Here is a 25,826-nt window from a genome sequence, read left to right as displayed (position 1 = left end):
GGCAACGCGCCGGCGGGCCAAACTGGCCCTCGTGTCTTTGTACTTACCCGCAATTTTGTATAGCTGAAGTTCCAGATTGCGGCACCGAAACTACGAACGCAAACTTAAGGTCCCCGAAGGCTTTTCCCACAAGAGAAGTGTCAAAACTTCGAAGATTCAAGACATTTTCTTTCGCAGAATCGGAAACCGGTCAACTCTGACCATTTTCGGAAGAGCTTGCGCCAACGCCGCATCGGACTTCGTACAGGGCCAGATCGTTCGCCCGTCAATTCCTGGAACCCAAAAATCTCCGTCCCAAAAGTACGATTGGGTTCAAGTGAACCGTTCACCAGAGCATCCCCGCCGATCTCGTGAATCCCCGAGACTTGCGTTTTTGAGAAAGCAGGGTGAACGCCTGGCAGGCCCCGCACGCCAATCGATGCGGTTGACCATCGTGCATCTGACGGAAAGCCCTGCCGTGCATAACCTGGCTGCTGCCCAATGCCAGGCTGGATCGATAGGAAACACCAACAGCATCCCGTTATGATCTGCATTCATTTTTTGATTCGGATAGGTTCAATAATTCGTTGAGCGTCCGCTGCAATTCGTCGACATAACGGACCAACCCTCGCCGCGTGGCGGGTAACAATTCTGCGTCCGGGTCTTGTGCCAACGGAGAAACCAGACGAGCCAAGGTGTCGCAGTGACCCTTTGCATTGCCAAGTATTTCATCCGCGTGCCCGAGGAGCGCGACGCCGCTGGGGCTCGGCTCTGAAACTTCCTCGTCGCGGGCAGGGCTTTTTACTTCAGAACGATCATCCGGGCGGTTGGTATTTTCATTTGCGGGGCCATCTCTGGCCTCTTTCGCACAGCCATCGTTGGCCGACACGGACGAACCCTCCTCGGACCGGGTTGCCCTTTCGGCTTTTCTGGCCGTTCGTTCCAAACCGCTTGCCGAGATCTCTTCACCGAGCTTCTCCGCGGTCGCCAAATAGGCTTCGAACCATTCATCCGGGATGGAAGCGCGTTTTTGCCAGCGTTTGGAATCGTTATGAGAAATCCCTAGATCGTGCAATTTCAAACGGTCGCCGTGACCACTTGATCGGCGGTCGCCCCCACGAAGTCGCATCGCGGCAAGCATCTTGCCGGCCTTCCGCTCGGCTCGCAGCTTGCTGGCCGCGGCGCGGTTCTGGGCGTCTAGGTTTCTGAAGACGGTTTTCGCCATGTCCTGAAGAAACGCGCACTTGTCTCGGATCTCCGCGACTTCCGCCAAATCGTCGCTTTCGGCCAATTGAATGGCCAGTCGGTCGATTTTGGCCAGCTGCCCCGCTTGTGGCTCCAGTTTTTGCATCACCCCTGCACCCCTGCACCCCTGCACCCCTGCCAACGCGACAGACGGTGGATCGGTTGCCTGAATTGGAAGCCAGTAACTGTACACCCACCGGGGAAGGCGGTCAAAAAAACCTCGGTTTGCCGCTGACACGTGTCCGTCGATTCTGCGTCACACGGTTGGCGTATGATGCGCTCGGTCCGGGTCGCTAGGATCAGTCGCGATGCGTTCAAGGAGGTCTTGCTCAGCGAGGCGGCTGGAAAAGAACCGGGCGTTTGGAAAAAAACGGACGTTTCGGTGAAGACCGGCCGGAGTCGGATTTCTTTTAACTTGCTGGGCGAAGAATCCCGCGTACCTTTTTCCCAGATGTCCAGCCAGTTTCCATTCTTCGTCGTCGGTTGCCCGCGATCCGGAACCACTTTCCTGCAGGTGTTGTTGAACCGACACCCGCATGCTTGGGTGCCTCCGGAGCTGAAGCTGTTTTTCTTATATCACGGTTGCCCCCGATGGGTCCGACGAAAGACGCTTCGACGGATTGAATCGGATTGTTCGGTCGCCTTTCCCGCCGACATGCTGCGTGGCGATCGCCGAGTTGATGAGATCTATGCCTACTTGCATCGACTTTATCCAAGTCACGGAATCGATCGGAACCGCGTGTCGACGACCGATGTCGGGCACGCGCCGCAGCGGCAATGTTTGTTGGGCGACAAGACTCCTGAGTACTCGTACCGTCTGGACTGGATCGATGAAGTCTTTCCCGATAGCCGTTGGATATTCGTCGTGCGTGATCCACGGGATGTGGCGTTAAGCCTGACGGGCGTTCCGTGGCTGCGAACCAGCGTGCGAGGTGCGGCATTGCTTTGGGACCGAACACAGCGTCGCTTGTTGGACGCGGCCGAACGTTGGCCACGACGTATTTGCTGGGTGCGTTTCGAACGGTTGGTCACGCGTCCCGAACAGGAACTTGCCGATGCACTGACATTCTTGGGTTTGTCGGCGGACGAATCGATTCTTTCGACGCTTCAGCGGCCTAGCGTCCACGATGCCTCTTGCTTTCCCGAACGCGAACGGGCCTGGAAGCAGACGGCATTGAATCCGCCCGACCTTGCCCGGGTGTCCGCTTGGCGGCGAAATCGTGCCGCCATCGCGGAGCCGGTGGAGCGTGTTTGCGGACAAACCATGGATCGAATCGGATACGATCGTGTAGCGACCAACGGCGGTGGGTGTTCGATGACCGACCTGATTGCCGCCAATGCTTCACTGGCTCGTTCGTTGATTGGCCTGCCGCCGGCTGTGTGGTGTTCCGAAATGGCTTACCGCTTGAGAGACGGCCGAGGCATCTTCAATCGTTCAGCGCTGATCAATCGATCAGTATCGCAGGCATGTTCGTCGTAGTTTGGGATCTATCTTGGACGGTGCTTTGGGCGGTGTCGGTCGGGCTGCTGGTGTCCGGCAGCCACCGATTTGCCGCGTTGCAAGTTCCCGACAGACTGACGTCTCGGTTCGCCGCGACGTTGGTGGTGGTCTGGTCGTGCGTGGTCTTGGTGGCATCGTTTTCGGGCTTTTTGGGAATGTTTCACCCTTGGGTGTTTCAGCTTTCGTTGGCTGTGATCGGTTTCGCTTTTCGACGGTGGTTCCCGCCGACGCGCAATGGGCGGCCGACAGGCATGCGAATATTCAGCAAGTCCGGTCGTCAAAGGGCCGTGCGGTTGGGATCGGCGTTGATGGTTTCATCGATGATCGCCCACGTGTTGATGTATGGCGTTTCCAGGTATCCGGTCGACTGGGATTCATTGGCCTATCACCTGCCCATCGTGGATCACTGGATCCAGACCGCCGACTTATTCAATCAACGTTGTGCGTTCTGGTATGTTCCGGGCAACAACGAATTGGTCACCTATTTTTGGGTCGCCGGTTATAGCGGGGATTTCTTTGCCGGATTGACCAATCTTTTTGTCGCTTTGTTGCTGTTGTGTGTGGTCAACGAAGCCTTGATCGACGCACGAGTCCCCGCCGTGATGCGATTGGCGGCCTGTTTTTCAGTGTCGGCCACATCGGTGGTCAGTCGACAGTTGATCAGCCAAGAGAACGACCTGGCCGTCGCCACCTTGCTTGTTTCCGCGGCTTGTTTCGCATGGCGTTGGTTGGCCGACGATCGACAACGGTTACCGTACCTGGCGGCGATGTCGATCGGTTTGTTGTTCGGGATCAAATACTACGCGATCGGTTATGCGTTGGTGGTCGTCGGCGTCGTTGCCGCCTTTGCACTGCGGACCGGCGGATGGAAATCGACCGCGACTTGGCTGACGTGTTGCGTGACTGCGATCGTTTTGTTGGCGGGGGTGTGGTACGGTCGCAACTGGCTGCTGGAAGGCACACCATTGTTTCCAAAAGGTTTCAAAGCCTTGGGGATGGCGGATCAATGGGATGCGATGAGGCCGGGAAATCGATTCAGCACCTTGATGCGTGGTGGCGACGCGGAGATTTTCCGCAAGCTGTCTTGGGCCTGGGCTGAACAGGACGGTCCATCGACATGGCTGGCGACGATGACCGGCGTTTGCGTTTCGATCCCGATCGGACTGTATTACTGGTGGTCAAAGCCGAAGCAAAACTATCTGGTTTTCCTGGCATGGCTGACGCTGGGTTCGACGTGCGTCTATGTCATGACGCCCAACGTGATTGAAACGGTTTTTGGCACGCAGAACATGCTGGCGATGCGTTACCACAGCGTCCGCTTCGGTTTCGCGCTGGCGGCGATCGCGACCGTATTATGCTTTGCCACTGTCGCATGGCATCGCGGTCGACTGGGGCAATTCCTGGGCATCGTGGTGGCCGTCTTGGTCGGTGTGGACGTCATTCTTCATGCGACGGTGGCCATGGGACTGACGGCGTGGCCGACGATGTTCAGGATCGAGATGAAGTCGATTGCCCGGGACGCGGGCGAAGCATGGTTCTTTTGGCCGTTGGCAACCGTCGACATCGCCCTAATTTACTTCATTGCTTGTGAATCGAAGGGCTGGCTGTCGCGTCACATGCGCACCGCAGGGATCGCCTGTGCCGGGCTTGTTTTCGTGGGCGTTGCGTACGCTTCGCTGACCTGGCACCGTCAATATGAGTCCTTCTATTCGGCGCGAGACACTCGTCCGACTTGGCAAAGTACGATCGACGCCGCCATGGTGGACGAATCCGAACCGCGGATCATGGCATGTTTTTACCGTTATTATTCACTGCTGGGTTCGTACCGGCAGCGGGATGTGGTCCGGCCACTGTACATGCCAACGCTTGATGCAGTCCAACAGGAAATTCACCAGTGGCAGCCGGATATCATTGTGACCTTTCACGAAGACCGCCACTGGACCAAAACCTATGCACTGGTCCCCGAGTGGATCCAGAATCACCCCGAAGCCTTTCGCCAGCGCGACACCGCAGGACGCTTCCTTGTCGCGGTGCCGAAGCATAAGGAAATGAGCCATGATGTATCGCCGTAGTGGTTTTACCCTGATCGAATTGTTGGTGGTGATTTCGATCGTGACCGTTCTGATATCGTTGCTGGCACCGGCGACGCAATCGGCGCGCGAGGCGGCAAGACGCGCGCAATGCCTCAGCCAATCCCGACAGTTGGGATTGGGGATTCAAATGCACATCGACCGGATGAAATACCTGCCGGGTAACGGTGGCGACGATGGCGAAAGCCGCATCAAGAATACCGACGGTGAAATGGTCAGGGTCGGAACCTTCGATCGACAGATCGATCAACGGTTTTGGTGGGGCGTTGGGATACCGTTTGCGCATCCCACAAAACAGACCGGCAGTTGGGCCTATGCGATTTTGCCCATGGTGGAGCAAGTGGAATCACATCAAAGCATCCGTGTCGAAAACGCGGGACCGCTGTTTCGTTGTCCCAGTCGGTCGCGAGGCGAACCGCTGCCGCCGGTCGATGATGAAAACGGGGAATACGATGCCGGCGGTCGCGCTTGGGCGAAAACCGATTATGCCGGCAATGGGATGATTATGCTGAATTATCCCGAAGCATTGCGACCGGCGCACATCATTGACGGCTTGAGTCAGACCATCGCTTTCGGTGAAAAAGCGTTTGATCCTTTGGTGCAAACGGAGACCAGTTGGTATTGGGACGAGCCGATTTTTACCGGCGGAAGCCGTGGAACGGTGCGGGACGGCGTGCTGATCCAGCCCGATCAGCCCGAAATTGAATACAAACACAACTGGGGTTCGTCACATCCGGGCGGCGCCGTGTTTGCACGGCTGGACGGTTCAGCAGATCTTGTCTCACGACAAATCGATTGGTTGGTGTTGCGAGGACTGCTAAGTCCAGCCGGTCGCGAAACGGAACAATCAAATGAATAGGCGATCAGCAAACATCATCATCACGACGGTCAGTGCCTGTGTCTGGTTGGGGGCAATCATCATGCCTCCCCAACCCGTCAATGCCACGGAATTGACGCATCAATTTGGCCCCGGAAGTTTCGGTGATCCGGCATGGATGCGTCGATACAATCCGGCATTGGAACATTTCCAACTGGATCGCGGTGGTTGGCAAACCAACTATCGCGGCGGTGATGGTGCCCAGCCGATGAACACGGCTGGTTTCAAAAGCCGGTTCAAGTTGGATGGCGTTTTCACGGCCCGTCTGAATTACACGTTGACCCAGGCGGACACGCCGCCCAGGGGCGGCGGTGTGGGAATCCTCTTCCGCATCCATTTTGGCGATGATGCGAACATCACGACGATCGGCCACGTGCGTCGACCAGGCGGTCAAATCATCATGTTCGTCAATAGCAAACGCGACGGTGAATCAACCTATCAACAGTTCCCTGCACGATCGGGTGCATCGGCGATGGAGATCCGCCATTTGGGCGAAGGACAATATGCGTTTTTTGGTGCCAGTGGCGGGGCGATGGCAAAAGAATTATGCAGGGCTGCAGGCCCGGTTGGAAAATCCGGACAAATTGATATCTGGGCGACAACCGGACAGACGACGACACCCTTGAAGGCCACCGTGTCCGCTGTCCATGTTGACGCGGAAGGGTTACCAGTGGGCCAAGTCGCGGCGACGCCCCGACGCTTCCCTTGGTATTGGATCGCGTTTTGCGCAGCAATGGTCGGCGGTTTCGGCTGGCTTTACCGAAACCTAAAAACACCCAGCGAATGAACGCATGCTGGGAACTGTCGATTCATGAGTCGTATCGTGGTATCTGATCCGACAGCGATAGCCGTGGGTGCGACGAGGACAATGCTTGTCACCGGATACCCGACCCTATTATCCACGATGGAGAACTTGGTTCGACGAGTGAGCGTCAATGACGCCATCGCTGTCGTCAATTCATGCCCCAAACAAGAGAAGGGTTCACAAAAGAACGGGTATCCCAGAAGTCGACGGCGTTGGATCAATCGTCGCCCGGCTGATCGGCAACGTACATATCATTTTTGGTCAGACCGAACTTTTCGATCGCTTCGACGAAGCGTCCCATGTCGATCGGTTGATCATCAAAGTTGTTCGTACCGAAACTGAATTTTGCCCCCATCGATTTTGCCAGCCGAATGAACCGGTCACTGGGAAGTCCGCTGCTGGCATTGATCTCCAGCGCCACTTCGTTCTCGATCGCCGCGTCGATGATCGTTCGCATCCTTTCCTCGGTCCACAATGCGTCGTACAGGTGTTCCACCGGCGGCGGCAGGTACGTCGGATTGGCCAGGATCGTCACGGGTTCGGACAAAACTTTTAGGTTGTGACGCATGTAGCGTTCCATCCATGCATCCGGATCCTTGATGTCATAACCTTCGGGTATCCACAGATTGACCGGTGGGCTGTCATCGGTCGGCATGGGCATGATCATGGTATCGGCCAAGATGAAATCGAGCCGATTGAGTAGCTGCGGCGAATGACGATCCATCCAATCGCGGTCGTTGACCTGCAGTCCCACAAACACTGGCTTCGATCCGATGGAATCGAGAAAGGATTCGAGTTGCTCGTCAGTTTCGATTGGCCAGCCCGCACCAAGATTGCGTAACACTCCCACGTTGACGCCGGTGACACAACGCCGATGAACGGCTTTGTCCACCGTCATGCCACCGCGCAAATGAACGTGATAGTCGATGACAGGGATGTTCTCCGACGCCAAACGATCCATTTGTTCGGACGACACCCCATACCCGCTGACAACTGGACCGGCGGTGGCGTCATCAAATGTCTCATCACCAATCATGCGGATTGCGACACGGCGAAAGGCGATCCGGCTGTCGGGATCGTGGGCCTGCAAAGCAACGGTTCCCCGTGACAGAACTCGTTTCGAACGCGACTCTGCTCGCGGGGCATCGTCTGGTTCGACGTAGTCGACCGTTGGCACATCATTCACCCAAACTCGAATACGTCGGCCGGCCACCTTGACTCTTAATTGGTTCCAGACGCCGTCGCCGGCAAACCGATCGTAGACATTTCGAACACCGTACAGGCTGCCGGTTCGCTTGAGTTCGCGGTAGTTGCCCTTTGCCACATAGGTGTCATTGATTTGGACTTCGTACCCACGCTTCGGCCATCCGGACTCTTGAAATGCGGTATGAAAGAAGATGCCAGAGTTGCACCCCACTTGCGTTCGATATTCGGCAATGAGTTCGAAGTTTTGAAAGTCGTGATTTCCGACGTTTCCGACATAAAACAAATGGCTCCGCGGTCCATCAGCAACCAGGCAATCATCTTCGACCCGCCAAGTCTGCGGATTTTCGGCGGCCTTCCATCCCTGTAACGAAACGCCGTCGAACAATTCCCGCCAATCGTCAGCCGACGCCGTGCCCGCGACAAACGCAACGACGCACGCGGCGAACGCTGCAATCCCTTGCCCAAGAAACGGACAACGTCGAAATACCGATGAATGTTGAAGATTCACGTGATTGTTCCGGTGGAGTCATTCTTGACGCGATCGCCCAAGGGTCGACGACACAGGCAAAGAATAACCGCCAGCTTCGCCGCCGTTCATTTCAAAGCCACTGTGCGTCAAGCGGTCGCACACATGTCCTTCGATGCATGGCCTGATAGCCTTAAGACTTCAGCGGCAACGCGGTCAGCGAAAGTCACGTGACTTTGTAATCAAACCGGTGACCTTTTCGGACAGATCCGTCAGATTGCCGACGATGACATGAATCACGTTTTGGCGGTTTTCCAGTTTTCCGTCGACCATCCATGCATTGCTGCCTTTGGCGACCCGAAACTCCCGTTTCCACACATCGGCAAACATCACCAGGTTGATCGGTCCCGTTTCATCTTCGATCGTGACAAAGGTGATGCCTTTGGCGGTCGCCGGTCGCTGGCGCATCAATACCAAACCGGCCACTCGGACGTGACGCCCATCACGCAATCGGGGCAGATCACAACTTCGAACACAACGTTGGGCATCCAGTTCACGTCGGACGAACGCGATCGGGTGTCCTTTTAAACTCAGCCCCGTCGTCTCGTAATCGGCATAGACTTCCTGCAGGTCGCCCATCGGTGTCACCGATTCGGGGACCGCTTCATCGTCATCAGCCGATGCGAACAGCGGCGTGGCATCGGGTCGTTGTTCTTGGGCAAGCGATTGCCAAAGTGCCGCACGACGATCCCCACAGATGGACTGCAACGCATCGGCATCGGCCAACCGAGTGATGCCCGCTTGCCCGACGCCGGCTTGGCGGGTCAGATCGGCCATCGACCGATACCCGGTTCTTGGACGCCGCTGGATCAAACGTTCGGCATGATCGATCGCCAAGCCGCGAACCGAACGCAGGCCCAATCGCACCGTCTGCCCGGCGTCTTCCAACGTCGCGTCGATCTGGCTGTGATTCACATCGGGCGGTCGCACGGTGACGCCGTGATTTCGCGCATCAGCGATCAGTTGCGCGGGTGCGTAAAATCCCATCGGTTGGCTGTTCAACAGGGCCGCACAAAAAGCGGCGGGGTAATGGCACTTCAAGTACGCCGATGCATACACCAACAGTGCAAAACTGGCCGCGTGCGATTCGGGAAATCCGTATTCGCCGAAGCCACGGATTTGGCGAAACACTTGTTCGGCAAACTCACCGGTCAAGCCATTGGCGGTCATGCCTTGGAGCAACTTGATTCGAAACTTGTCGATGATTCCTGGACGACGCCACGCCGCCATGGCCCGCCGCAACTGGTCGGCTTCGCCGGGCGTGAATCCCGCCGCAACGACGGCCAACTTCATCGCCTGTTCTTGAAAGATCGGAACCCCCAGGGTCTTTTCCAATACTTTCCGGATCGCATCGTTGGGATAGACCACCGCATCGGGATTTTCACGAGCCTGTAAGAACGGGTGCACCATATTGCCTTGGATCGGCCCCGGACGCACGATCGCCACTTCGATGACCAAGTCGTAATAACACTTGGGCTTCAGTCGCGGCAGCATGCTCATTTGTGCCCGGCTTTCGATCTGAAAGACCCCGACGGTGTCGGCACGACAGATCATGTCATACGTCGCCGGATCATCCGGTGGCAGATTGGCCAGATTCCAATCACGACCGTGATGCTGGTGAACCAATTCAAATGCCCGCCGAATGGCCGAAAGCATTCCCAGTGAAAGCACATCCACTTTCAAAATGCCCAGTTCATCCAAGTCGTCTTTGTCCCACTGGATGACCGTCCGGCCCGGCATCGCCGCGTTTTCGATCACACACAATTCGCACAGGTTTCCCGCCGTCATCACCATCCCGCCGACGTGTTGCGACAGATGCCGGGGGAATCCGATCAGCGTCATCACCAGATGAATCCAACGCCGCCCGAGTTCCGAATCGGGGTCAATCCCCGACTGGCGACACCGATCGGGCAAATCAGGATTCCGGTCATAACTGCCGGCCAACTTGGCCAACGTGTCGATCGCGTCGGCCGATGCCCCCAAAGCTTTACCGACTTCACGAATCGCACTTTTGCCGCGATACGTTGTCACCGTGGCGGTCATCCCCGCGCGATCGCGACCGTACTTTTCGTACAAGTACTGCAGCACCTCCTCGCGTCGCTGGTGTTCGAAATCGACGTCGATGTCGGGGGCTTCGTTCCGTTCACGTGAAATGAATCGTTCGAACAGCAGTTCACCTTGGCCGGGATCAACCGCCGTGATGCCCAGGCAATAGCACACCGAACTGTTGGCCGCCGAACCGCGGCCCTGACACAGAATGCCCCGACTGCGGGCGAAACGCACCATGTCCCAGACGGTCAAAAAATAGGCTTCGTATTTTAGTTCTTCGATCAACTGGATTTCGTGCTTCAGCGACGCCAGTACATTGTCGGGCACGCCGCCGGGCCATCGTTGTTTGGCGCCTTCCCAAGTCAACCGCTTCAGGTGCTCGATCATCGTCATCCCGGGCGGTGCGATTTCCTCGGGATACTCGTAACGCAACTCACTCAAGCGAAACTGGCAACGCTGTGCGATTTCCAATGTTCGACTGACCGCACGCGATTGGTCACGGTACAGGTGTCGGATTCGTGCCAGCGATTTCAAATGTCGCTGGCTGTTGGCGTATCGATCCGCATGGATTTCGGCGATGGTCTTTCCCAACCGAATGGCCGTGACACAGTCGTGCATCAACATGCGATCGGGTGTGTGATAGGCCACACCCCCCGATGCCACCAAGGGAACGTCATAGCGCAATGCCAGATCGGCCAACGTTTGTAACCGCAAGTCATCGTCGACGCCCTGATGCAGTTCGGCCATCAAGTAGCCACGGTCACCAAACACGTCGCGAAAGTGGGTCCGCATGAATCGTCCCAGTCGTGCCATCGCTTGTGGCGTCATGCCCGACCGGTTACCAGCGATTTCACCGGAGCGTTCATCGTCGTTCCACACGGACGACGGATCATCGGGCAACACGCCGGCCAACAAACCATCGTTCAATTCGACGATGTCCGACCAATGAAGCTTGCACTGGCCTTTTTCGCATCGCATCCTTCCGCGTGACAGCAGACGGCACAATCGACCATAGGCCGCCCGGTCGGTCGGCCAAACCACCATGGACGGGGCATCGACCGGATGCAATTCCGCGCCGACGATGTACTGAATGCCCAATTCGTTTGCCGGCGCAAACCCGCGGACGACACCGGCGATCGAATGACGATCGGTGATCGCGATCCCCGCGTACCCCAGTTCCGCAGCCTGTTGAACCAATTCGTCGGGATGGGATGCAGCCCGCAGGAACGAAAAATTGCTGCGACAGTGCAGTTCGACGTACGACATGGAAACGACGAAATCGGGTCAGTGGGCCGAATTCACGGGACGCGAAAAACCGCCAGCCCCACCGGCCAGCCACTTAACAAACGAACAGGTACACCAGCGTGGCAAGTATAGCCAGGTTGACGACCGTGGCGACCGCAAACTTGATCCGATAGCTGCCTTTGATGGTCTTGTGCCGAAACCATCGCGATGCCAGCATCCCCCCGGGCCATCCCCCCAACGCGGCGATGGTTACCAAAGTGGATTCGGGGATTCGTCGTCGGTTGCGAATCGCTGACCACTTGTCCCAGCCATAGGCGGCGATCTCGGCCGACGAACAAACAAGCATCCAACCCGCCACGATCATCCAGCCGATTTGCCAATCCAACACTGATTCGCTCCGAAGCCCCCGAAACCATCCCTCATGTCATCACGCCGCCGCCCGAAACGATCCAAAGACTCATCCAAGCGGTCGCATCCCGACAGGTTCGCCGAAGGACTAGCGGATCCACAACCGGCCACCGACGCAGATTTCCAAGATCCACAACGCTATTTCGATCTCTTGCGACGCTGGTTGGATCTGGAATCCGAAGCGGAACGCCAACGCATGGCTCGACGCCGCCAAATGCAACGCCGCGCCGACGTCGAACGAACCGGCGAAACGTTGCTGGCGATGGACATGTCGGATCACCAAATCGGATTGGCGGGCCGATACCTACTGGAATTTGTCAAAGCCACCTCCGCACCGCTGCCCATGAACCGGCTAAAGGTCGGATCGCCGGTGGTCATCAGCGACGACGCCGATGATTCCGATGAAGGGGTCGCCGGCGTGGTCAGTCGACGCAAGTCCCACATGATCCAAGTGGCCACCGAACGCTGGCCCGAAGGCGACCGTTTTCGCATCGACCTGTCGCCGGATGAAACCACACGCCGTCGTCAGTTGGCCGCGATGGCCAAGAGCCAAACCGCCGAGGGCCGCGCCGCCAAACTGCGCGACGTCATTCTGGGAAACCGGCCGCTGCGGTTCGGCCAAGAACCTCAAGTAGAATTTCTGACCGACCTGAACCCGCCGCAACGCGAAGCGGTACGATTCGCGTTGTCCGCCCAAGACGTGGCCGTGATTCATGGTCCGCCGGGGACCGGCAAAACCACAACCGTTGCCGAAATCATCTATCAAACCGTGCGGCTTGGCGGCCGAGTGCTGGCGTGTGCCCCCAGCAATACCGCCGTCGACAACCTGATGGAAAAATTGGTCGACATGCACGACGCCGTGATCCGTGTGGGGCATCCGGCGCGGGTGTTTGAATCGCTGCGCGGACACACGTTGGACGAACGGGTGGAATCGGATCCGTCGGCCGCCGTGATCGAGGACATGCGCCGAGAAGTCGACCAATTGGTCAACGCCGCATCCAAACGTCCCAGCGGACGTGATGGTTACAAACGACGCGGGCAATTGTTTGCCGAAGCCGGCCAGCTGCGCGGACAAATCCGTGCACTGGAGCGTTCGATCGTTCGTGGCGTCTTGGACGGCGCCGATGTGATCTGCACCACCACAACGATCGACGACGACTTGCTGGGCAAACGCGATTTTGACTTGGTGGTGATCGACGAAGCCTGTCAGTGCACCGAACCTGGGATCTGGCAAGCCGTGGATCGTGCCGAGCGGTTGGTGATCGCCGGCGATCACTTCCAGCTTCCTCCCACCGTACTAAGCGATCAAGCCGCCGACGACGGGATGCGACGTTCGACGATGCAGCGTTTGGTCGAACGTGACGGCGAAACGATCTATCGACGCTTGAAGGTCCAGTACCGGATGCATCAACAGATCATGCGGTTTTCGTCCGATACGTTCTATGACGGCGATCTGGTGGCTGACGCCTCGGTCAAAGATCGGTTGTTGTCCGACCTGCCGCACGTTGAAAACAACCGCTGGACAGATTCCCCCCTGATGTTGATCGACACCGCCGGCGCGGGGATGGACGAACAATTGGAACCCGACGGTTTAAGCAAACTGAATCCAGGCGAAGCCAACGTGATCGTTTTCCTGGTCCGACAATTGATCGAAAGCGGCGTGCGGCCATCGGAAATGGCCATCATTGCCCCCTATGCCGCCCAAGTCCGGTGTCTGCGTTCGCGACTGGATGACCACCGTATCGAAGTCGACACGGTGGACGGATTCCAGGGACGCGAAAAAGACGTCGTTCTGTTGACAATGGTCCGCAGCAACGAAACCGGGGAAATCGGTTTTCTGAAAGACACCCGTCGGACCAACGTCGCGATGACCCGCGCCAAACGCCGTCTGGTGGTCGTCGGTGACAGCGGCACGCTTGGAAATGATGCGTTTTATGCCGACATGCTGCAGTACTTCGATGACCAGTCGGCCTATCACAGCGTCTGGGAATTCGCGGGCGAAATGGGGCTTTGAAAGACGTCTGCAACGGGGTCAGCGAATCTGACACGGCACGGCCTGAGGCGGGAAAAAGACAAATCTGCGGTTTTTCTTGTCACGTTTTCCCGTGGCTTCCGCTGGGCACTAAAGGCACAACGGATTCAGCGTTCTGATCCCGCATGGGGCAAACGCCTCCGATGTTCCCAACCAGAAGAAACCCCGATGTCTTGACCCAGATTCGCCGACGGGAGCCGCGCCTGATGATGTCCGAACACACCCAACCGACCGACCCGACCATCGCCTTTGTCGTCATTGCTCTGGCAACCATCGTGGGAATCTTGACCAGTTCGATCCTGTAACCACCGCGACGGTGTCGAGGGAATTACGCTCACTGCGATTCGTTCCCCGTGGTCCAAACACGGGAACTAGTTCGCCGTGACCCACTGCCACGTGGTCAATTCATCAATGCCGACCAACGCGCCTTCGCGTCCAAAGCCACTATCCTTACTGCCACCAAATGGCACATGTGCTTCTTCCTGGACGGTCGGCCCGTTGATGTGAACCATCGCGGATCCACATTGCTTGGCAAACATTCTGGCATCGCCAAGTGAATCGGTGTGGATGGCGGCACAAAGGGCAAACCGACGATCATTGATGCGATCGATGGCGTCCTGCAATTCGGTGAAGGCCTGGATACAAATGACCGGCCCAAAGATCTCCTGCTTCATGACGTCCATCGAATCATCGACATCGGCCAGCACGGTTGGCTGGAACGTACGCCCGGAATGCCCGCCACCACACAGCACTCTGGCGCCGCGATGGACGGCGTCGTCGACCAACCGCTGGACCCTTTCGCACTGCCGATCACTGATCATCGGTCCGATCACCGTGGCGGGATCACGCAGGTCGCCATCGGGCAAACGCGTCGCAACGTTGACCAGTCGTTCGCACAACTTGCGATGAACACTTTCGTGGGCCAGTACCCAACTGGTGGACATACAAAGCTGGCCCTGGAACAGAAAGCCGCCCATCGCAATCATCGGTGCCGCCGACTGCAAATCGGCATCACCACAAACGACCGCCGGATTCTTTCCCCCCATTTCCAGCGTGACTCGTTTGCCATCGGCTGCGGCCCGCGTCGCGACACGGCGACCGACCGTCGTGCTGCCGGTGAAGCCAACCATCTGAACGTCAGGGTGGATGGTGAGTGCATCGCCGACCACATCACCGTCACCAAAGACGACATTGAACAGCCCACGCGGAACCCCCGCATCCTGATAAATCTCGGCCAACATCGCCGCCATGTGGGGTGCTTGTGGTGACGGCAACATCACCACGGCGTTCCCGGTGGCCAGTGGCAACGCACTGTGCTTGACGGCTTTGATCAGCGGTACGTTGAACGGCGTAATGCCAGCGACCACGCCCAATGGGCGCCGTACCGCAAAGCTCCATCGGCCCGGGACGTCACTGGGCAGTGTCTGTCCCAAGATCCGGCGACAAGCGCCGGCGGCCGCGCGCAGCACACCGATCGACGTTGCCACTTCACGCTGTGCTTTACTGATCGGCGAACCGGTGTCCACGATCAACGCGTCGACCACTTCATCGGCTGAGTTTTGCAAACCGTCCGCCGCGGCCAACAACCAGGCCTCGCGGTCGCTAGGCTTGGCATCACGGTTCTGTTCAAAAGCTTGCCGTGCCGATGCAACAGCCGAATCGGCATCCTCGATTGATGCCACCGCGAATCGCCCGGCACACCGCTGATCAATGGGACTGAGGTTTTCCCGCCAAACGCCATCGACGGGATCACGCCAATCACCGTCGATCCAATGTCCCAATGATCTCGTGGTCTGGTCGTTCATTCTTCCCGCTTGCGTTCCAAACTCATGTTCGCCTGGGCGTCCGGCGTGTTCGACTTGGACCGCAACAGATACACGCCCACGCCAATCGCAAGCGTGACAAAAGCGGCAATGGTGCCGCCGACGTTCACCCGGGCTGATACCACCATGGTCATCACGCTGAACAGAACAAAGATCGCCGACGCGATCTTTGGCAACCATTGTGAACCCCACAAATCCAAGTCACGCTGCTTCCAAACCATTGCAACCGTCAACGCGGAGCAAAACATCAGCGTGAAAGACAGGTACCCCAACAGGAACTGAAGGTCAGTCCAGAACACGACGATGATCGATGCCACCGCTTGGATCCAAATCGCGACCAATGGAACGCGATGCTGAAAGCTAAAGAACCTGGGCAAAAAGCCATCGTCGGCCATCTTGGCGTACACCCGCGGTCCGGTCATCACCAACGCGGAAATCGACGTCGCCAAGGAAACCACGATCACCCATCGAACCAACGTTTCCAAAGTCGTCCCGCCAATGGCGCCCGCTGCGATGGTGGCAACGTCCGGCTGGCCGGCGATGGATTCACGCGATGGAATCAACACGAAAGCCGCGTTCAAGGCGATGTATAAAACCGCAACGACCACGGTCCCAATGACCATCGCCATGGGCACGTTCCGCTGGGGATTTTTGACTTCACCGGCGATATAGATGGCTGCATTGAAACCCGCATAGCTGAACGAGATGTACAACAGCGACGTCGCGGTTTCGCCCCAAGAAAAGGGTGGCGTGTCGGTTGCCTGCAACCCCATCCAGTTCGATGGTCCCACGGTGGCAGCAAAACAAACCAGGCCCAACAGGACCATCAGCTTCAATGCCACCACAACATCTTGCACCCGAGCAGACGGGTGCACGCTGATCGAATGCAAAACAGCGGCCGCCACAATTGCCAATGCCGCGATGCTGCCGGCGGGAAGGGCCGACGTTTCCGCATCGACCAAATAGACATCCAAAGCCAATGCGGCCAAGGCGATTGGGCCGGTAAAACCTGCCAGCACCGAAACCCATCCGGCGACGACGCCCGCGACCGGGTGCAGCGTTTTGGACAGAAAAAGATACTCACCGCCGGATTCGGTAAATCGACGCGACAGCGCGGCATAACCGATCGCGCCACACACGGCCGCGAAACCGCCGATGATCCACAACACGACCACCGTCCATGCCGAATCGGCGGTCGCAATCGAAAACCCGCTGGTGGTGTAAACCCCTGCGCCGATCATGCTGGCCGCGACGATCGCCACGGCCGACGTCAAATCCAAACATCGACGCCCCTGTGACATCGGCGATTTTTGTGTCACTCGTTTGTCGACGATGTTTTGCCGGAAACCGGTTTACGAACCATCGCGGACAACACGGCCAGACCACCCACAAACAGGGCGGCAGCGACGATCGACAGAAAATGTTCGGGGGATGTGGCCTGATGCACCGGCCCTTCGTCCACCAAACCGTGCCCCGGGTGCGCGCTGGCCAGACCGCCGGCACAACAACCGCCCAACACCATCAACATCCGACCGATTGCAGCAAAGCGACTTTTCATAGCAGCACGCCCGTGATTCACAAAAAAAACAGTTGCGTCGAACGTAACCGGTGGCAAACCGACGGTCGATCGACTTTCGAATCGGGAAACGTACAAGGATCCCGGCAAACGAACAGTTTAGCCGAAGCGGGGCAGCCCCGGTCAACGGATCATCGGCGATTCGGCGGCCATGCTGTCGCGGTGATTTGATGGATGTCCGTCGTCACCGTTCGTCCGTGGTTCGCCGTGGGTTTCTGCGATGTCGGGGGCTGGCGTGCCCGCCCCATCGGCCGCGTCAAGTTGTCGCTGGCGTTCGGCGAAACGCCGTTTTTGGTCTTCGGTCAACTTGTCGACGCAACGGGGACAGTGCACACCTCGGACGTATCGCGGGTCCTGCTGTTCGTCGACCGAAACCGGCCAGCCGCATCCGAAACACATCACGTGCTGGCCCACGGCCAAACCATGGCCCACGGAAACCCGCTGATCAAACACGAAACAATCACCGTTCCATCGTGATTCGTCTTGGGGAACCGATTCCAAGTATTTCAGGATGCCGCCCCGCAGGTGATACACGTTTTCAAAACCACGCTGTTTCAGATAGGCCGTTGATTTTTCGCACCGAATACCTCCGGTACAAAACATCGCGACTTTCTTATGGACGGTCGGGTCCAGATTTTTGTCGACGAATTCCGGCAACTGGCGAAACGATGTCGTCTGCGGGTTGATCGCGCCGTCAAACGTACCGATTTCGACTTCATAATCGTTGCGGGTATCGATCAGCACGACGTCGGGGTCGCTGATCAAATCATTCCATTGCTGTGGTTCGACATAGGTTCCGACGGACCGGGCCGGGTCGATCTGGTCGACCCCCATCGTGACGATCTCCTTTTTCAGACGCACCCGCGTTCGCTTGAACGGCGGCGAATCACAAAAGGAAAACTTCACATCCAAATCCGCCAGCCGGTCGTCCGCACGCAAGTATTCCAGCAACCCATCGATGGCTTGCCGATCACCGGCGACGGTCCCGTTGATTCCTTCGGCCGCCAACAACAGGGTCCCCTTCACACCGCAGCGAAGCATTTGATCCTTGATCGGCGTCTGCAGCGACTCGAAATCTGCCAAGCGAACGAACCGGTACATCGCGGCGACAACGATCGGATCGGCGGAGCGGGGCGAAGCCGGCGGGCAGGGCGAAGCGGAGGATTCGGTCGGTTGCGATGCGGTCATGGTCACGGGGCATCAAGCTTTGCTTGCGGGAAGATCGCGGCCTTCGGTCATCAAGGTCGCGATCACGTCCAACCCTCATTCTATCGTCGCGGCCTATCCGTCCAACTGCTCCAAAACATGGGCGAACGGCAAATGTTGACAGACGCCATAGCCTGCGTGGCGGGTCAACCGAGACCGGATCAACGCGGGCGATGACAGACCACACAAAAAACGTGCCTTGTCCCGCGTGTGCGTGAACTGGTCCGGATACTGTTTGGTGACATCGCCCAACAAACGGGCAACCGATGATCCCAGGGGACGCGGTTTGGTGGCGGGGACGGGGCCCGCCGCATCACCGGTACAGTGACTGCACTGGCCACAGCCGTCTTCCAGTGACTGGCCGAAATGCTGGGCCAACGTTGCCGCCATGCAACGGTCGGCCGCGGCCAGGTGATACACCTCATCGATACGACGCACTTCGCCTTCTTCACGGCGGGCCAAACGATCAAACAAGTCATCGGCCACCGTCTTTCGATCATCGAATCGTTTGATCCAACGATAACCGTGCACCAGTTCCGTCGCCTGTAATTCCATCCATCCCTGTTCGGCCATGTGGTCCAGCGCTTTGACGATCCGCTGGCGATCGCCGCCCAGACGCTGCGTCGCCAACACCATGTTCAGCGTGAACCAAGTGCGTCCTTTGGTCAGCGACGACAAAATCCCGGCCACGAATTGTCGTCGTTCACCATCAAAATGCTTCAAGATTGCCTGTGATGTGACCAGCGGCTTGATCTTATAAGAATCAAACCGCGGTGACGTCGCCTGCAAATGCCCCTCCAGTTCCAAATACGTCAGCAACGTCCGAATCACCAACACGCGAATGTCCGATTCGCTGGACAACCGGTAATGCGACACATGAAACGTGTCCGCTTGGCCGGCGACCAGATCGATGAACCGGCCGACGGCGTGGCGTGACGGGGTGTCACCATAGACAAAGTTTTCCAGCACCACGCGATCTTCGGGGACCAACAGCATTTCGCAAGTCGCCGGTTTGCCGTCGCGCCCGGCACGGCCGATTTCCTGGGCGTACGACTCCATCGACTTTGGCGGGTTGAAGTGATACACGTACCGCAGGTTGGATTTATCGATCCCCATCCCAAAGGCGATTGTTGCGACCACGATGGCATCATCATCTTGGACAAACGCCTGTTGAATCGCTTGACGTTCATCCTTATCCAGCCCCGCGTGATAGGCCGTCGCGGGAATGCCGTCGGCGGTCAAACGTTCGGCGACTTCCTCCGCCGTTTTCTGCAGCGTCACATAGACCAGCGTGCTGCCGCGGGGGCGACTGCGGATTCTGTCCGCCAGTGCGCTGTATTGCTGTTCGGCCGAATGCAGCGAACTGCGCAGCCGCAAGTTGGGCCGATGAAATGGGGTTTGAATGCAATCATCCGGCGCGATGTCAAACGCGTCACGAATGTCGGCCAAGACCTCCGGCGTCGCGGTGGCGGTCAACGCCAACACTCGTTCGGCTCCCAGGCGTCGGGTCAACCCGGCCAGTTTCAGATAGTCGGGCCGAAAATTGTGGCCCCATTGGCTGATGCAATGCGCCTCGTCGATCGCAAACAAAGAAATGGGCAACCCGTCGATCGACGCCAAGAACCTTTCGTTGAAAAAGCGTTCGGGTGAAACGAATAAGATTTTGATCGATCCGTCACGGACACCCTGGCTGGCGGCGCGGAATTCCGCCGGGGTCAAACCCGAATCGCTGCGTGCCGCCGCAACACCACGCGCGGCCAGCGAATCGCATTGGTCTTTCATCAACGCGATCAATGGCGACACCACCACGGTGACGCCCGGCAACATTTGGCTGGGCAATTGATAGCACAGACTCTTTCCACCGCCCGTCGGAAAGACGGCGGCGACGTTTTTGCCTGCCAACAATCGATCGATGACCGCGTATTGGCCGTCACGAAAGTGCGGCAAACCAAAGGTGTCACGCAAGACTTCGCGAGGATCGCCGCCGATCGGTCGTGGTGACGCCGGGGGATCGACGGATCCGGACGCACTTTTCGTCGAACGTTTGGTTGAACGTGCAGAAGACGCCATCAATCACCTCACGACTTCCCTGGTTGGTGTTTGCACATCGGTCTTGCCCAGCGGTCGGCCAGCAGGTGCCGCAGAATCGACACCGCACCGACGGCCCGACAACTGTACGCCTGGCCACACTTGCGTCAAGTGAACAGGCCTCAAAGTTGATGGCGTTCGGGACGCAGAATCAGTCCATGCGGACGCCGATGGACAGCAAAATGTTGGCGTACCGCTGTTGGTCGCCACTTTGGATCGTCAGCACGTGATCGGGAGTTTCGACGGCTTTGTAGAAATCCCACTTTTCGATCGGCTCGATCTGTAAATCCAATCCGGCGTCCCGGATCGATTTTCGATAGTCGTCCCAAACCGGTGGATCGCCGTCCAGCGCATAAGGGCCTTCGGTTTCGGTCTGCATCGTCTGAATCCGCTCCACCGGGACGGCCGACAAGACCGCCTGCAGGACTTGATCGCACGTGACCAATCCCGGCATCAGATTCAAACTGACCAATTCGGCGTTGGGGCCACGTTTGTTCAGGGCAGGGTAGTTGCCATCGGCGATCAGAATGGTGCTGTGGTGCCCGGCGGCGGCAAGAACGGCGTTGATCTGGGGATGGATCAGGCGGGATCGCAACATGGGAAGCCATCAAGGGTGCTGGAGGATCAAAACTGCGGTGCCGCAAACTTTGGCGGAAACCTAGACTGGGTGGACGCGTAACATACCCTTGGCACCGATGGGCCGCCGCAGGGGACCGTGACGAAAACCAGGCTCCCGGCCATCGGGTGCCAACGCCTCCGATGCCGCCATTGCTTTCTCCACCAACCCGACGAACTGATTGTGCTGGAACGACGCCTGCGACTGGGAACCTTCTTCGGGATCGATCTGTTCGTCCACTGGACGTTCGGGTTGTTGATCGCGTACATGGTCGCCACGTCCTGGTCCGAAGGCCCCTTGGGCGTTGTCTACAGCGTCGCCCGTCTGTTCGGCGTCTTCTTGTGCGTGACGCTGCATGAATACGGCCACGCATTGACCGCCCGAATCTTTCATGTGCCCACGGTGGACATCACGTTGTTGCCGATCGGTGGCGTGGCCCGCTTGAAGCAGATGCCGCGTGTGCCGTGGCAAGAATTATTGGTCGCAGTGGCTGGCCCGGCGGTGAACGTGGTCATTGCCGGTTTGCTGATCTTGGGAATCTATGCCTTCACCGGTGGCGATCTGGGAATCCGCTTGGGATGGGACACCCAATCACAGATCGAACTGAGTGATCTGTTGATCGAGCCATCGATATGGGGATTCGTTCTGACCATGTTGCTGGTCAACATCATGCTGATCGTATTCAACATGATCCCCGCGTTCCCGATGGACGGCGGCCGTGTTTTGCGAAGCGGTTTGGCGATGTTGATGTCGTACCGTCGCGCGACGTTTATCGCTTCGCGGATCGGATTGCTGTGTGCCGCATTGATGGCGTTCTATGCGTTGCAGGTGGGCGCTTTCATGCCGGTGTTCATCGCCGCCTTCATCGCTTTTGCTGGGATGAACGAAGCACGACAAGTCGACGTGATGGAATCCGTGCGTGGTCTGTGCGTGGATGATGTGATGATCCGTGGTGTGGCCGGCATTCCCATGGACACGCCACTGGGTCGCGTCGCGTTTGATTGGAAAAACAACTCGGCGGCCACCCAGCCGGTCGTTTCACGAATCGGCACCGTCGTCGGGGTGGTGCGTCTGAAGGACGTCGGAGAAGCGATCGAACAACGGGTCGACCCGATGACGCCGATCGGCGGCTTGGCGGACCATTCAATCACACCGGCGACGCTGGACGAAGACTTGGAAACGATTCTGTTGTCCGGTGACCGCAACCAACGTGCGATCCCCGTGGTCGATGACGGGGGCATTCTGATCGGCATGCTGGATCTGGACACGCTGCTGCTGCGTGGGACGTTGAAATCCATCGTTCCCGCGACGGACGTGACGTCGCCGATATCTGCGGCGGCCCCAAGCGGCATTGAAAGCCTGGGCCCCTACGATCCGCCGCCAAACCATCCGCCCCAGTTCGACGCACTGTCGTGACGGCCGTTGGCCCGTTCCCATCCACGGGACAGCCCAACGTTTTCAGCGAACGGTCATGCGGGTCCGGCGGATAATCCGGGCAGCGTGAGGCGCAAAGCGATCACGAGCATCACGGCGTCGCGTTTCTGACCTATCTTGTCATGGACGGCCCCCGCTGCGCGGTGGCACCACCGGGGCCAATTCTGGCTTTCGTGAAGGATTTTGCGCCAAGGATCCGCCGGGACCATGCCCACGATCCCAGACCGCCCCTTCATCCCCGCCGTTTTTCGAATTTCCATGTCCGAATCGATCATCCAATTCCTGGAACGACTGTTCGTCGGACCGGTCTGGCCGGCATCGGTCATGGTCGGCGTGATGCTGATCTATGCCGTTGTCGTTGCGCTCGGCCTGCTGGACTTTGATTTCGGACTGGGTGCCGACATCGATCCGGATGGAATGGAAATGGACGCCGGCGACATTGATCTCGGTGACGCCGACGCTTCGATGGAAACGGAGATTCCCGCCGCTGATGGCGCCTGGCAATCCGCCGCCGATGGTGGCACGGTCAGCGGTTTGGGTGCGATGACGGTCCGTTGGCTGAACCTGGGCAAAATCCCTTTGGTGATTTGGTGTTCGGTGTTCACGTCATTGTTTTGGGCCGTCAGTTACGCGATGTGGTACAGCTATGACCAAGACCATTTCGCACCGGCGCTGATCCCGACACTGTTGCTGACGACCCGCAACGTGGTCATGGCAACACTGGCGACCAAGGTTCTGACCGATCGACTTGGTTTTCTGTCGCGGCGCGGTCCGACGTACGAAGCCGCTCGATTGATCGGCAAGACGTGTCGCGTTTCCACCAGTGAAGTTTCGCCGACCTTTGGCCAAGGCGAATTCACAACCGACGCGGCGCCGTTGCTGTTGAACATCCGCACGACCGAAGGCACGGTCCCACGTGACGGCATCGTGCGGATTATTGATTTTGATTCCGACCGTCGCATCTACACCGTCACGGCCGCCGATGCAAACGCGGCCCAAGATTAAGGTGCCTTTGCCGATGACTTTCCCATTGCCCATTGTCGATTTAACACCCTTGTTGGACTCCACCATGCTTGCGCAATTGATCACCAACAGCGCTGCCGCCGATGCCGCGATCATCTTGATCGGCTTTCTGGCAATCAGCATTTTCATCGCCGCGGCGATCTTCAAAAAGTGTTACATCAAGGTCGGTCCCGATACCGCCCTGGTTCGCAGTGGTTCCGGCGGCCTGAAAGTGGCCACCGGCGACGGCATGTTCGTCGTCCCGCTGCTGCACCAACACGAATTCATGGACCTGACGCTGAAGTCATTCGAGATTCATCGTCAGGGCAGCGAAGGCTTGATCTGTAGAGACAACATCCGTGCCGACATCAAAGTCGCGTTCTTCGTGCGTGTCGATAAAACACCGGAAGAAATGAAGGAGGTGGCCCAGTCGATCGGTGCGAAACGCTGTGCGCAAATCGACACGCTGCGTGAATTGTTTGATGCGAAGTTCAGCGAAGCCCTGAAGACCGTCGGCAAGCAGTTCGACTTCGTCGACTTGTACGACCAACGGGACAAGTTCAAAGAAGAAATTTTGAAAGTCATCGGAACCGACTTGAACGGTTACCGGCTGGACGACGCCGCGATCGATTATCTGGAACAAACGCCGATCGAATTGCTTTCGCCCAACAACATTCTGGACGCCGAAGGCATCAAAAAGATCACCGAATTGACCGCCGATGAAAAGGTCAAGGAAAACCAGTTCACCCGCGACAAAGAAAAGACGCTGAAGAAGCAAGACGTCGAGGCGGAAGAAACCATTCTGGAACTGGAACGACAACGCGTCGAAGCGGTCGAGAAACAACAGCGTGAAATCGCCGAAATCACCGCTCGCGAAAACGCCGCAGCCGCCAAAGTCGAAGAAGAACAACGTTTAGAAGCCGAACGTGCCCGCATCGCGACCGAAGAAGAAATCGGCATCGCGACCGAAAACAAAGAACGGCAGGTCTTGGTCGCCCAGCGGAACAAAGAAAAAACCGATGCGGTGGAACTGGAACGTGTCACCCGTGACCGTGACTTGGAAGCCACCGAACGGATGCGTTTGGTCGGCGTCGCTGATGTCGAGAAAGAAAAAGCGATCGAAGTCGAAAAGCGAAACATCCAAGAAGTGATCCGCGAACGCGTCGCCGTCGAACGTGCGGTCGTCGAAGAACAGGAACGCATCAAGGACACCGAAGAACACGCCGCCGCCGATCGTCTGAAACGCGTCGAAGTCACCGCTGCGGAAATGGCCGCCGAACAAGAATTGATTCGCCAAACCAAACTGGCCCAGGCCGAACGTGACGCCAGTGAACTGTTGGCTGAAAAGATCCGCATCGAAGCAGAAGCCAAACGCGACGCGGCAGCCAAGGACGCCGAAGGTGCGAAGATGCTGGCCGAAGGCGAAACAGCAACCGCCGCGGCCGCCGGACTGGCCGAAGCCAAGGTACAAGAAGCCAAAGCCGTCGCGATCGAAAAGGAAGGTTTGGCCGAAGCCAAGGTCATGAGCGAAACCTATCACGCCGAAGCCACCGGCATCACCGAAAAGGCCGAAGCCATGAAATTGCTGGACGGCGTCGGCAAGGACCACGAAGAATTCAAACTGAACTTGGAAAAGACCAAGCAAGTCGAAATCGCTGCGATCGATGCACAACGCGGCATCGCCGAAAGCCAAGCCGGTGTAGTCGCCGACGCGCTGAAGGCGGCACGCATCGATATCGTCGGTGGCGACGGCGAGTTCTTCGATCAGATCACAACTGCGGTCAAGGGCGGCAAAGCCATCGACCGGTTCGTCTACAACAGCAAAGTTGCGACCGATATCAAAGACACCTTCTTTGACGGCAACGCCGAATACTTCCGTGACCAACTTTCCGAATTGATCAGCCAATTCAACCTGGACACCGATGGCGTCAAAGACCTGTCGATCGCCGCCCTGATCGCCAAAATGATGGGCATGGCGTCGACCGATGATGTCCGCAGCCAGTTGACCAGTCTGCTGTCGATGGCGGGAACCGCCAACATCGCGGATCAAAAAGCCGGCCGAATGCTGTCGAAATCTTGATTCCTTGCGGTTCCCACGGACACCACACGCGCGCCACA

Annotated in this window: 18 protein-coding genes; 8 read left to right on the top strand and 10 right to left on the bottom strand. The window is 57.8% G+C overall.

The genetic code is table 11. The features are described 5' to 3' along the window. Positions 1–520: 520 nt before the first annotated feature. Positions 521–1,270: a hypothetical protein gene (locus HFP54_RS18785; RefSeq protein WP_168566366.1), complete on the bottom strand. Its 750-nt coding sequence runs from the start codon at positions 1,268–1,270 to the stop codon at positions 521–523. A 225-nt stretch (positions 1,271–1,495) separates the two neighbouring features. On the opposite strand from HFP54_RS18785, the gene HFP54_RS18780 reads away from it, so the two are divergent. From HFP54_RS18780 to HFP54_RS18765, 4 genes are all read left to right on the top strand, one after another. Continuing rightward, positions 1,496–2,704, top strand: coding sequence for a sulfotransferase family protein (locus tag HFP54_RS18780; RefSeq protein ID WP_168566365.1), 1,209 nt, complete (start codon positions 1,496–1,498; stop codon positions 2,702–2,704). A 329-nt stretch (positions 2,705–3,033) separates the two neighbouring features. After that, complete coding sequence (locus HFP54_RS18775) at positions 3,034–4,797, top strand: hypothetical protein (RefSeq protein WP_168566364.1); 1,764 nt, start codon at positions 3,034–3,036, stop codon at positions 4,795–4,797. Beyond that, positions 4,781–5,674 carry a DUF1559 family PulG-like putative transporter gene (locus tag HFP54_RS18770; protein ID WP_168566363.1) on the top strand — a complete coding sequence of 298 codons (894 nt, stop codon included), beginning with the start codon at positions 4,781–4,783 and terminating at the stop codon, positions 5,672–5,674. Before HFP54_RS18775 ends, HFP54_RS18770 begins: the two co-directional genes overlap by 17 nt. Next, complete coding sequence (locus HFP54_RS18765; RefSeq protein WP_168566362.1) at positions 5,667–6,479, top strand: hypothetical protein; 813 nt, start codon at positions 5,667–5,669, stop codon at positions 6,477–6,479. Before HFP54_RS18770 ends, HFP54_RS18765 begins: the two co-directional genes overlap by 8 nt. A 235-nt stretch (positions 6,480–6,714) precedes the next feature. On the opposite strand, the gene HFP54_RS18760 is transcribed toward HFP54_RS18765, so the two are convergent. The 3 genes from HFP54_RS18760 to HFP54_RS18750 all read right to left on the bottom strand — a co-directional run bounded on the left by HFP54_RS18760 (position 6,715) and on the right by HFP54_RS18750 (position 11,911). Continuing rightward, positions 6,715–8,211: a DUF1080 domain-containing protein gene (locus tag HFP54_RS18760; RefSeq protein ID WP_168566361.1), complete on the bottom strand. Its 1,497-nt coding sequence runs from the start codon at positions 8,209–8,211 to the stop codon at positions 6,715–6,717. A 174-nt stretch (positions 8,212–8,385) separates the two neighbouring features. Then, a complete protein-coding gene (locus HFP54_RS18755; protein ID WP_168566360.1) occupies positions 8,386–11,544 on the bottom strand; it encodes an error-prone DNA polymerase in 3,159 nt (1,052 codons plus the stop codon). Positions 11,545–11,617: 73 nt separating this feature from the next. Further along, positions 11,618–11,911, bottom strand: coding sequence for a DUF1294 domain-containing protein (locus HFP54_RS18750; protein ID WP_146415843.1), 294 nt, complete (start codon positions 11,909–11,911; stop codon positions 11,618–11,620). A 33-nt stretch (positions 11,912–11,944) separates the two neighbouring features. Between HFP54_RS18750 and HFP54_RS18745 the strand changes: the two genes are divergently transcribed. Beyond that, positions 11,945–13,945 carry an AAA domain-containing protein gene (locus HFP54_RS18745; protein ID WP_168566359.1) on the top strand — a complete coding sequence of 667 codons (2,001 nt, stop codon included), beginning with the start codon at positions 11,945–11,947 and terminating at the stop codon, positions 13,943–13,945. Between the two features lie 389 nt (positions 13,946–14,334). Here HFP54_RS18745 and HFP54_RS18740 read toward each other — a convergent pair whose 3' ends face one another. The 6 genes from HFP54_RS18740 to HFP54_RS18715 form a co-directional block, all read right to left on the bottom strand. Next, a complete protein-coding gene (locus HFP54_RS18740; RefSeq protein WP_168566358.1) occupies positions 14,335–15,768 on the bottom strand; it encodes an aldehyde dehydrogenase family protein in 1,434 nt (477 codons plus the stop codon). Then, a complete protein-coding gene (locus tag HFP54_RS18735) occupies positions 15,765–17,105 on the bottom strand; it encodes an APC family permease (RefSeq protein WP_168566357.1) in 1,341 nt (446 codons plus the stop codon). Before HFP54_RS18735 ends, HFP54_RS18740 begins: the two co-directional genes overlap by 4 nt. Further along, positions 17,102–17,344 (bottom strand): hypothetical protein, encoded by a 243-nt coding sequence (locus HFP54_RS18730; protein ID WP_168566356.1) that lies wholly within the window; start codon positions 17,342–17,344, stop codon positions 17,102–17,104. The genes HFP54_RS18735 and HFP54_RS18730 overlap by 4 nt, the downstream gene beginning before the upstream one ends. A gap of 141 nt (positions 17,345–17,485) precedes the next feature. Continuing rightward, the gene (gene trhO / locus HFP54_RS18725) at positions 17,486–18,550 is read right to left on the bottom strand and encodes an oxygen-dependent tRNA uridine(34) hydroxylase TrhO (RefSeq protein ID WP_168566355.1); all 1,065 of its coding nucleotides are present in this window, start codon (positions 18,548–18,550) and stop codon (positions 17,486–17,488) included. Positions 18,551–18,643: 93 nt separating this feature from the next. Continuing rightward, the gene (locus HFP54_RS18720; RefSeq protein ID WP_168566354.1) at positions 18,644–20,638 is read right to left on the bottom strand and encodes a RecQ family ATP-dependent DNA helicase; all 1,995 of its coding nucleotides are present in this window, start codon (positions 20,636–20,638) and stop codon (positions 18,644–18,646) included. 169 nt (positions 20,639–20,807) lie between these two features. Then, positions 20,808–21,254, bottom strand: coding sequence for an RbsD/FucU family protein (locus HFP54_RS18715; protein ID WP_146415850.1), 447 nt, complete (start codon positions 21,252–21,254; stop codon positions 20,808–20,810). A 201-nt stretch (positions 21,255–21,455) separates the two neighbouring features. On the opposite strand from HFP54_RS18715, the gene HFP54_RS18710 reads away from it, so the two are divergent. The 3 genes from HFP54_RS18710 to HFP54_RS18700 all read left to right on the top strand — a co-directional run bounded on the left by HFP54_RS18710 (position 21,456) and on the right by HFP54_RS18700 (position 25,788). Further along, the gene (locus tag HFP54_RS18710; RefSeq protein ID WP_168566353.1) at positions 21,456–22,688 is read left to right on the top strand and encodes a site-2 protease family protein; all 1,233 of its coding nucleotides are present in this window, start codon (positions 21,456–21,458) and stop codon (positions 22,686–22,688) included. Positions 22,689–22,913: 225 nt separating this feature from the next. Further along, complete coding sequence (locus tag HFP54_RS18705; RefSeq protein ID WP_168566352.1) at positions 22,914–23,711, top strand: OB-fold-containig protein; 798 nt, start codon at positions 22,914–22,916, stop codon at positions 23,709–23,711. Positions 23,712–23,775: 64 nt separating this feature from the next. Then, a complete protein-coding gene (locus HFP54_RS18700; RefSeq protein WP_146415853.1) occupies positions 23,776–25,788 on the top strand; it encodes a flotillin family protein in 2,013 nt (670 codons plus the stop codon). Positions 25,789–25,826 lie beyond the last annotated feature (38 nt).

It is taken from the genome of Crateriforma spongiae, from assembly GCF_012290005.1.
GTDB lineage: Bacteria > Planctomycetota > Planctomycetia > Pirellulales > Pirellulaceae > Crateriforma > Crateriforma spongiae.
This window is presented reverse-complemented; position numbering and strand designations above follow the sequence as displayed.